This window comes from Pseudomonas sp. CP-1 (assembly GCF_021213715.1).
In the GTDB taxonomy this organism is placed as follows: domain Bacteria; phylum Pseudomonadota; class Gammaproteobacteria; order Pseudomonadales; family Pseudomonadaceae; genus Pseudomonas; species Pseudomonas aeruginosa.
This window is the reverse complement of the sequence record NZ_JAJQKY010000031.1, coordinates 37,904-46,993: the sequence shown is the minus strand read 5'-3', so window position 1 is coordinate 46,993 and position 9,090 is coordinate 37,904. Positions and strand designations below refer to the sequence as shown.

12 protein-coding genes and 1 pseudogene are annotated in these 9,090 nt (G+C 60.7%); 5 read left to right on the top strand and 8 right to left on the bottom strand.

Annotated elements, in window-relative coordinates; all coding sequences use genetic code 11:
* The 6 genes and pseudogenes from LT948_RS31520 to LT948_RS31495 form a co-directional block, all read right to left on the bottom strand.
* Positions 1–168: pseudogene (locus tag LT948_RS31520) on the bottom strand (HlyD family secretion protein); the annotation flags it as partial.
* A gap of 106 nt (positions 169–274) precedes the next feature.
* Positions 275–1,426: a JmjC domain-containing protein gene (locus tag LT948_RS31515; RefSeq protein ID WP_023091720.1), complete on the bottom strand. Its 1,152-nt coding sequence runs from the start codon at positions 1,424–1,426 to the stop codon at positions 275–277.
* A gap of 426 nt (positions 1,427–1,852) precedes the next feature.
* Positions 1,853–2,332, bottom strand: a complete 480-nt coding sequence (locus LT948_RS31510) for a hypothetical protein (protein ID WP_124075009.1) — start codon at positions 2,330–2,332, stop codon at positions 1,853–1,855.
* Between the two features lie 377 nt (positions 2,333–2,709).
* Positions 2,710–3,084, bottom strand: coding sequence for a cupin domain-containing protein (locus tag LT948_RS31505; protein WP_019485211.1), 375 nt, complete (start codon positions 3,082–3,084; stop codon positions 2,710–2,712).
* A gap of 80 nt (positions 3,085–3,164) precedes the next feature.
* Complete coding sequence (locus LT948_RS31500; RefSeq protein ID WP_019485210.1) at positions 3,165–3,980, bottom strand: AraC family transcriptional regulator; 816 nt, start codon at positions 3,978–3,980, stop codon at positions 3,165–3,167.
* 26 nt (positions 3,981–4,006) lie between these two features.
* Complete coding sequence (locus tag LT948_RS31495) at positions 4,007–4,771, bottom strand: AraC family transcriptional regulator (protein ID WP_019485209.1); 765 nt, start codon at positions 4,769–4,771, stop codon at positions 4,007–4,009.
* A 97-nt stretch (positions 4,772–4,868) separates the two neighbouring features.
* On the opposite strand from LT948_RS31495, the gene LT948_RS31490 reads away from it, so the two are divergent.
* Positions 4,869–5,141 carry a hypothetical protein gene (locus LT948_RS31490; RefSeq protein WP_003089816.1) on the top strand — a complete coding sequence of 91 codons (273 nt, stop codon included), beginning with the start codon at positions 4,869–4,871 and terminating at the stop codon, positions 5,139–5,141.
* A 25-nt stretch (positions 5,142–5,166) separates the two neighbouring features.
* Here the strand turns inward: LT948_RS31490 and ptrC are convergent, their stop codons facing one another.
* Both ptrC and LT948_RS33285 read right to left on the bottom strand, forming a co-directional pair.
* Entirely contained in the window at positions 5,167–5,361 is a 195-nt protein-coding gene (ptrC, locus tag LT948_RS31485; RefSeq protein WP_003089814.1) for a type III secretion system co-regulatory protein PtrC, read from the bottom strand.
* A gap of 16 nt (positions 5,362–5,377) precedes the next feature.
* Positions 5,378–5,497, bottom strand: a complete 120-nt coding sequence (locus LT948_RS33285; protein ID WP_003089810.1) for a PA2485 family small membrane protein — start codon at positions 5,495–5,497, stop codon at positions 5,378–5,380.
* Between the two features lie 187 nt (positions 5,498–5,684).
* On the opposite strand from LT948_RS33285, the gene LT948_RS31480 reads away from it, so the two are divergent.
* From LT948_RS31480 to LT948_RS31465, 4 genes are all read left to right on the top strand, one after another.
* A complete protein-coding gene (locus LT948_RS31480) occupies positions 5,685–6,299 on the top strand; it encodes a TetR/AcrR family transcriptional regulator (protein ID WP_003089808.1) in 615 nt (204 codons plus the stop codon).
* A gap of 150 nt (positions 6,300–6,449) precedes the next feature.
* Positions 6,450–7,451 carry an LLM class flavin-dependent oxidoreductase gene (locus LT948_RS31475; RefSeq protein WP_003089806.1) on the top strand — a complete coding sequence of 334 codons (1,002 nt, stop codon included), beginning with the start codon at positions 6,450–6,452 and terminating at the stop codon, positions 7,449–7,451.
* Positions 7,452–7,564: 113 nt separating this feature from the next.
* Positions 7,565–8,218, top strand: coding sequence for a c-type cytochrome (locus tag LT948_RS31470; RefSeq protein ID WP_033995089.1), 654 nt, complete (start codon positions 7,565–7,567; stop codon positions 8,216–8,218).
* Positions 8,215–9,090: a c-type cytochrome gene (locus tag LT948_RS31465; protein WP_019485208.1), complete on the top strand. Its 876-nt coding sequence runs from the start codon at positions 8,215–8,217 to the stop codon at positions 9,088–9,090. Before LT948_RS31470 ends, LT948_RS31465 begins: the two co-directional genes overlap by 4 nt.

The following is a 9,090-nucleotide window of genomic DNA, read 5'->3' as shown; positions in this document are numbered from 1 at the left end:
GGTGTAGCTGCCGAACAGGAAGAAGCCCACCACCAGCAGCGCCATCGCCGCGGCCAGCAGGGTGAGAAAAGTGAAGGAGACCGGGCGCGTTAGCGTTACTTTTCCTAAAGCTTGGTACATCTTTCTATTAAGGGCTTCCGCGCGGAAAAAATCATTTTGAGGTGTCATTGATTAATTTTTAGGTGGATTCCTGTAACTAACTTGAGTTTGACTGCTCTGCGTAGCTTTGTTGTTTTTGATAAGTGTGCCAGGTTCTTTCTTGATGGAGCGATCTTTATAAGGTGATGCTAAGTATGTCCTCTTTGCAGAGGGCGGTGATGAGATTCTTAATGTCAGTTGATTCATGCTGGGGAAAATTATGAATGAGATCTTCAAGGCTTGTGCCGGGGGTTGCTGCGATGTGGTTAATTATTGGCATGCTGTGAGGGTCTATGTTTAGCTTTGTTCCATTGCATATTAAATAGTTTTGCTCTATGCCGAATTTGTTGTTTGTGCATAGGCATAGTTGTGAATGAAGGGGAATGGTTTCAGTGTCTGCTCGGCAAAATGCCTCTACGGCCAGTGGAGAGTCTATTCTGGTTCCTATCAAGTGATTTTTCATGAAGTTCAAATAGTGTTCATGATTGTTGATTAGTCTATGTATGTGGTTTGCAATATTTGCTAGGTTTTCCTGGTCTGAGGCCCATTTGCTCAAAGATTTTCTGGCTCCAAGGAAGTTTTCCATGTGGGATAAAGTCCATTGCAGATAGTCAATTCCTAATGCCGGGAAAGTGCCAAGTGCCAAATGGAAACTCGGTTGTCCAATTGGTAGTGGGTTATGCCACCAGCCCTTTGGTAGATAGAATACATCCCCTGGCTCCAAGATGATATCCATGTAAGGATTGGTAGGGCACGGGTAAATATGCTCAAGATCTTTGCTTTGCTGAGTGTAAAGAGGGAGCTCAAAGGATGGTTCGTATACTACCCAGCGTTTGCTCCCTATTAGTTGGATTGCAAAAACGTCTCTTGTGTCCCAATGGCAACGAAAGGAGCTTTTCTTGCCAAATGCTAAATAGGCACTGCTGACAATCTGTCTTTCAGTGAATAATCCTATTTGTTGTGTGATTTCCGTTATTTTTGGATCGCTCTTTATCTTGTTGATGATTAGCGTGGCGCCACGACTTAGGTAATCATATAAAGCTGGCTTTATGATTCGTTGGCGAATGGTTCCAATGTCTAAATATTTTTCGACATACTTTTCTTTGGGGAGGATTCTGTCTAGGGATAACTTGAAGTCGGGTGATGAGGGATCGCTTCGTTCAATTAGTCGATTTACATCGTTCCACGAAAAATTTATTGGCAGGACAGCACCTTTCATATGTAATGGTTGATTTTCTTGGTACTGGCTAAGAAATTCGCTCTGAGATATGTTTGCTTTGAAGTTCATGGAGGCTGTCATATGTGTTTCTGAGTAGGCTATATTTTAATCTCAAAATAATGGTGCTTTTTTCCGGAAGCACCATTGGAGGAGGTTGGTTCTATTGGGTTTGAAATATTTTCTTAGTGATAGTCACACCCCTCTCCATCATAGTTGGTACCTGCCTTGTCGCCTCTGCTCCATGCGCTAGCTGCCGCCGAACCTGCATACGAACCAGCAGCTGCTCCTGCAACGGTACCAAAAGCACCGCCGGCAACTCTGCCACTGATAAGGCCGACAACTGCTCCAACGGGTCCTCCTAGAACACCGCCGACAGTTGCACCTGCCCAAGCTCCGGCCGCACTTCCGCCAAATTTTCCGAGTCCTGCACCTATAGCTCCACCCGCTCCTGTTGCTGCGGCATCAAGACTGTTTCCTCCTGACACAATATCCATCTCAATGATGCTTAGTTCGCGCACCTGATAACTCCTTTGAGATTTTTTCAAAAGTTATTAGTAAAGCGATAATGCAAGAGCTAAGTAGTATTAGGCCGGTTGTGGATGATGACAGTTTTGCTCCTGGTGATATATCGCTATTGCCAATCAGATAGAGGCCGAATAAGCCTGTGGAGATCATGATTAGAAGCCCGCTAAGTGTTTGAATGCGTTTTCGTGGCTCTGGTTGGTTAGATTTTTCTTTGTTTAGCTCTTTAAGCGCTTTTGTTGTTGAAATAAGATGAATGATTCCTGTGTAAAATATTATGGCGCAGATTGATAATGTTGCGTCAATGGTTGCTAGCCATTTTTTCTCCATTCCTAGTTGGTCATTGAAGATTGAGAAGAGTATGGCGATTCCCGCTCCGTAGCCGGAAATTATGAGTGTAGGGCTTCTCCTGATTTTATCTATCTTGAGTTTGCTAAAATTGTGTTCTGACAATTTTATATTCCCTGCTGGTTGGGGTGGTGTGGCGTTAGTTTTTTAGCACGATATCGTTCTTGATGTGTGTAAGAGAATTCTGTGAAAACTAATGGATTTTTCTTGCGTGAGAGGCTTTGGGTGTCATGGAGTAGACAGAAGCATGTTTGACGGTCTAGATGGGGGTGGCGCTTTTGAAATGCCCTTGGGAGGGGTTTTTGAAGGATGTGGAGATGTGTCGTTTCTGGCGGTTTTGGAAATTTATTATGTGCCTTGGCAGTTTTTATTCTTGAGCGTGCTGTGTTTTAGAGGATGTCTCCAATGGCAGGTTTGCATGTATATGTAGGCGCTATGGCGGCGCGAATATACATTGCCGCCAAAGCACACTGCTTATTCGTTCAGATCCACAGATCGTTGACGGCCGTCCGCTCGCCGCCCTGGTCGCCGGTGTTGCGCACGCCGCAGGGCTCCACCAGGAGCATGCGCACCTCGCCCTCGGCGAACGGCTTGTGCTCCACGCCGCGCGGCACCACATACATCTCGCCGGGGCCCAGGTGCACCGCGCCGTCGCGGAAATCGATGCGCAGGCGACCGGAGAGGACGATGAAGGTCTCGTCGGTGTCGGCGTGGCTGTGCCAGACGAAGTCGCCTTCGATCTTCACCAGCTTGAACTGGTAGTCGTTCATCTGGGCGATCACCCTGGGTTGCCAGCGGTCGTCGAACAGGGCGAGCTTGGCGGCGAAGTTGATCGCTTGGGTTGTGCTGGTGGACATCGGTGCGCTCCGGTGGTTGGTCTCTGGCGCCAGGGTAGGCGGCTACGGAGCGGGCGGTCTTGGATGATCGTGCAACCTGGCTAGGCGCGGCCGAGCATACGCAGCCAGCGTGCCGGCGGCAGGCCGTAGCTCTGGCCGAAATGGCGGGTCATGTGGCTCTGGTCGGCGAAACCGGCGGCAAGCGCGGCTTCGGCCAGCGTCTGGCCGCCGAGCATCAGCCGGCGGGCGATGTCCAGCCGGCGCTGGATCAGGTAGCGGTAGGGGCTGGTGCCGAACAGCGCGCGGAAATCGCGCGACAGGCTCCAGCGTTCGCGCTGGGCGACCTGCGCCAGTTCGTCGAGGCTCAGCGGGCGCTCCAGGTGCGCGTGGATGTACTGTCGGGCGCGCTCGGCGGCGACGAAGTCGAAGTGGCGCCTGCCGCGCGCCCGGTTGCCGGCCACGGCGTCGAGGGCGTGGGCCAGTTCGAACAGGGCGTCCTGTTCTTCCAGCGGCTCCAGCGGGGTATCCATGGCCTGTAGCAGGGCCCGGCTGGCGGCGATCAGGCGCGGGTCGTCGGACAAGCCCCCGCGCACGAACGGCAGCGGCCGGCCGCCGAGGGCCTGCTGGATCAGCGCCGGCTCGACGTAGAGCATCCGGTAGCGGAACCCTTCCTGGCTGCCGGCCTCGCCGTCGTGCAGCTCGTCGGGATGCAGCACCAGGCAGCCGCCCGGCAGGCTGTGGCGCTGGCTGCGGCGATAGCGGAAGCTCTGCACCCCGGCCAGGGTCTGGCCGATGGCATAGGTGTCGTGGCGATGCGGATCGTAGCCGTGGCCGGCGAAGTAAGCCTCGATGCGTTCCACCGCACCGTGTTGCGGGGCGCGTCGAACCCAGTCGCGGGGCGTATTGGCGTGGCTCATGGGGAAAGGCTCGTGGCGCGGAAGGTTCAGGCTAGCGCTTCGTTGGCGCGACTGGAATAGCCGGACGGCGTCTCGCCGAATACTGCGCGGAAGGCACTGGCGAAGCTGCTCGGGCTTTCGTAGCCGAGCGACCAGGCGACCTCGCCGACCGCCTGGCCCGCTGCCAGCCGTTCGACGGCCGCGTGCAGTCGCGCCAGTTGCCGCCATTGCGCGAAGCTCATGCCGGTCTCGGCGCCGAACAGCCGGCTCAGGCTACGGCTGCTGAGGCCCGCCCAGCGCGCCCATTCGGCCGCCGGCCGCGGATCGCCGGGGGTGGCCAGCAATGCCTCGGCGATCCTGCGCAGGCGCGAATCCCCCGGATAGGGCAGGCGGGTCCGCTGGGGCACGGCGTGGCGCAGTTCGTCCAGCAGCACGCGCAGCAGGTTCTCGCGTTCGGTGTTCCAGGCGGAGCCGGTCGGCCAGCGGGTGGCGCGTTCGACGATCAGCGCCACGAAAGCCGAGCAGGCGAGCACGCCGGGGTGCCGGGGCAGGTCGCGGCAGTGTTCGGCGGCGAGGTAGGCGCTCCAGCCCGCCAGGCTGCCGTGGGAGTGCGCCGAGTGTGGGTGACCCGGTGGGATCCAGGCGATCTGGCGCGGAGGCAGGGCCTGGCGGCCATGCTCGTCCTCGACCACCAGAAGGCCGCGCTCCAGGCAGTAGAGCTGGCCGCAGGCATGGCGGTGGGAGGCCGTGCGGCTGGCTGCGCGGTCGATGCGCAGGGCGAAGAGCGGGACGGGCAGGGGGTCCGGAAGCATTTGGCGGAAAAACGACGATGATTGGCTTGGAATGGATAATAGGCCATTCGACTGCGGATGTAGCCTGGCGGCTCATCATTCTTGCCTGGAGCACGCCATGAAAGCCGAAGACATCCTTCCCGACCGACAGGACCGCATCCGCCTGGGCGGCGTGGAGATACGCAAGGGCAGCGTCGGCGCGTTCATCGCCAACGCCCGGTTGCTGCTTGAGGAGGAACTGCCCGCGGCGCAACGGCGGCAGGCTGAAGAAGACCTGCGCGCCCTGCTGCCGGCGATCCGGGCACTGGGGCTGCTGGAACTCTTCGAACTGCGCGACGCGCGACTGCGGACGCTGGTGGCGGATTGGGAAAACGCCGCTGGCCGCTCCTGAGAGCGGCACACGGGCACTGGAGGTATCAGTCGTCGATGCAGCTTTCGATCAGGCGTTGCAGGGCTTCGCGCTCACTGACCGGCGTGCGCATCGGCATGTGCGCGAGGCTGCCGTCGCGGCGCTCGATGATGTACTCGGTCTCGAAGTGCAGGGTGCAATCCTCGAGGCTCACATAGGTGACGCCATAGGTCGGGGCCTTGCGGGAGCGGGCTGAGAGCATGGATGCCTCCTTGGGCTCATTTCTTCTCGCTGGTCGGCGCGGGCGCGCTGGCCTGAACCGGGCGAGTAGGGGTCACTGCATTGCTGTAGAACGCGGAAGCGGCGAAGTAGCTGGCGAGGGCGCTGAAGCTGGACATGATCGGTTCTCCTGAGGAAGGGTGGGCGTCTGCCCTTGGAGAGCATGTTTGCCCAGCGGGAGAACCGGCAGAAGTAAAAAGCCTGCATGGTGTATATCGAGCGCGGTGATGGATCAAGCGACCCCCTCCAGCCTTGCGACTGTTCGCCGGTGTTACCATATGACGTGTTTTTTTCTCAGGAATTCCCATGGCCAAGCGTGGACGCCCCTGCGGCTTCGATCGTGAACAGGCATTGCGCCGGGCGCTCGACGTGTTCTGGGAGGCCGGTTACGAAGGCGCGACCATGGCCGCGCTGAAGGAGGCCATGGGTGGCATCTGCGCGCCGAGCATGTATGCCGCCTATGGTTCCAAGGAGGCGCTGTTCCGTTCGGCGGTGGAACTCTACCTGAGCCAGGAATGCCAGCTTTCCAAGGGCGCCTTCGCCCTGCCGACGGCGCGCGAGTCGATCGCCGCGCTGCTGGAAAGCGCCGCTGTCAGCTACACCACGGAAGGCAAGCCGCGCGGTTGCCTGGTCGACCTCAGCACGACCAATTTCTCGCCGGCCAACAAAGGCGTCGAAGACTATCTGCGCGATCACCGGCGGCGCGCCGCGCGCCTGCTGCGCGAGCGTTTCGCACGAGGCGTGGCCGACGGCGACGTGCCGGCCGGAGCCGATCTCGACGCGCTCACCAGTTTCTACAGCAGCGTGCTCCAGGGCCTGTCGATCCAGGCCCGCGACGGCGCCAGCCGCCAGCAGTTGCTGGCCATCGGCCGCTGCGCGATGGCGGCCTGGGATTCCCTGCTGGCGGTCGAGGCCGCCTGACGCCACAGCGCCCCTTGACTGGAAAAAGCCCATGGATTCTCCGTGGGCAAAAACTATAACGCGTGATATAGAATTGATCCAAACCCCGGGCGAAGTCCTTCCGCGCGTGTCTCGCGCCCTGGCCATCGCCCGCTGCCGATTGGAGCCTTCATGACAACGCTTGCTGATATTCCCCTGTCCATGCTCGACCTGGTGCCGGTGCGCACCGGCGGCAGCGTGGCCGAAGCCCTGCACAATTCCCTGGACCTGGCGCGCCATGTGGAGCGCCTGGGCTTCAACCGTTTCTGGCTGGCCGAGCACCACAACATGGATGGCATCGCCAGCTCCGCCACCGCGCTGCTGATCGGCCATATCGCCGGCGGTACCTCGCGGATCCGCGTCGGCTCGGGTGGGGTGATGCTGCCGAACCATGCGCCGTTGGTGGTGGCGGAAAACTTCGGCACCCTGGAGACGCTCTACCCGGGCCGCATCGACCTCGGCCTTGGCCGCGCCCCCGGCGCCGACCAGGCGACCATGCGCGCCTTGCGTCGCGACCGCCTGGGCAACGGCGACGACTTCCCCGAGCAGGTCGCCGAGCTGGAAATGCTGCTCGGCCCGCGCCGTTCCCAGCAGAGCCTGCTGGCGGTGCCGGGCGAGGGTACCCAGGTGCCGATCTGGCTACTCGGTTCGAGCCTGTTCAGCGCTCACCTGGCGGCGCAGAAAGGCTTGCCCTATGCCTTCGCTTCGCATTTCGCACCGCGTTACCTGCACGAGGCGCTGCGCATCTACCGCAGCAACTTCCAGCCCTCGGCGGTACTCGACAAACCCTACGCGATGATCGGCGTGCCGCTGATCGCCGCACCTACCGACGAAGAGGCCGAGTTCCTCGCCACTACCGCCTTCCAGCGCGTGCTGGCGCTGATCCGCGGCGAGAGCCTGAAACAGAAGCCCCCGGTGGAAAGCATGGCGCCGTTGTGGCTGCCCCACGAGCAGGACGCGGTCGGCAGCTTCTTCGGCCTGGCGGTGATCGGCGGTCCGGAGAAGGTTCGCGCGCGCCTGGAGATCCTCCTGGAGCAGACCGGCGCCGACGAGCTTATCTTCACCAGCGACTTCTACGAGCACGCCCATCGGCTACGCTCTTGCGAAATCGTCGCGGGGCTGAAAGGGGCGTGATCCGGGTCCTGTAGGAAAACGATGTAGTCCTGCGTGCGGTAGGGTCTTTCGGTGATAGGTTTTTTGGTTCTAAACTTAGAACTAAAAACAATAAGCCAGAGAGGAACCCTGCCATGCCGGTTGCACACCGACTGCTGTTTTCATTGACCGCCTTGCTGGCGGCGACGGCCCAGGCCGCCGTCGATGGCCAGAAACTCTACACCCAGGGCGGCGCCAACCCGGCCGCCGCGGCCTGCGTCACCTGCCACGGCGTCGATGGCATGGGCCTGGCCGCCGCCGGCTTTCCGCGCCTGGCGGGCCTTCCCGCCGCCTACCTGAGCAAGCAACTGCACGACCTCAAGCAGGGCGGCAGTCGCGAGCACCCGGTGATGAAGGGCATAGCCGATGCACTTGGCGACGACGAGATCCAGGCGCTCGCCACTACCCTCGCGGCAATGCCGGCGCCCAAGCCGGTGGCGCTGTCGCGCGTGGCCACCCCGCGCAGCCCCGGCGAGACCCTGGCGGTGCGTGGCGCCTGGGAGCGCAACATTCCCGAGTGCGTGACCTGTCACGGTCCGGCCGGCAGCGGCGTGGGGGAGGCCTTCCCGCCGTTGCAGGGGCAGGGCGAGATGTACCTGAGCAACCAGTTGCGCGCCTGGCAGCTTGGCACTCGCCGCAACGACCCGAACGATCTGATGGGACATATCGCCAAATCCCTCAGCGAAGAGGAGATCCGCAGCGTCAGCCAGTTCTTCGCCACCCTCGGTCAGGCAGGAGGCCAGCCATGAACATGCCGTCGATCCTTTCCCTGGCCGTCGTTGGCCTGCTGATCGCTCCCGTCCAAGCGGCAACGGCGCCCTTGGATCCGTTCCAGCCGCCGGCGGAAAGCAGCCTCCCGGACAACGCCTTCGGCGAAATGGTCCGCCAGGGCCAGGCGCTGTTCGTGGAAACCCGGAAGAACGCGCCGCATCTGGTCGGCAACCAGCTCAACTGCGTCAACTGCCATCTCGAACAGGGCCGCCGGGCCAACTCCGCGCCGCAGTGGGCGGCCTACCCGGTCTATCCGGCGTTCCGCGCCAAGAACAACAAGGTCAATACGTTCGCCGAGCGCCTGCAGGGCTGTTTCCAGTTCAGCATGAACGGCAAGGTGCCGGCGGCCGACAGCCCGGAGATCAAGGCCCTGACCGTCTACGCCTATTGGCTGGCGAGCCAGGCGCCGACCGGGGTCAGCCTGCCCGGACGCGGCTATCCGGACGTGGCCCCGCCGGAAGGCGGCTACAGCATCGAGCGCGGCGCCAAGGTCTATGCCGCGCAGTGCGCGATCTGTCACGGCGCCGACGGCCAGGGCCAGATGGCTCTGGGGCAGGCGGTGTTCCCGCCGCTGTGGGGCGCGCAGTCGTTCAACTGGGGCGCGGGCATGCACCGCATCAACACCGCGGCTTCCTTCATCAAGTACAACATGCCGTTGGGCAAGCCCGGTACCCTCAGCGACCGCGACGCCTGGGACGTCGCCGCCTTCATGAACAGCCACGAGCGCCCGCAGGACCCGCGCCTGGTGGACGGTTCGGTGGAGAAGACGCGGCAGAAGTTCCATGCCAACGACGGCGTCAACCTGTATGGGCAGAAGGTCAACGGCGTGCTGCTGGGACAGGGAATCTGA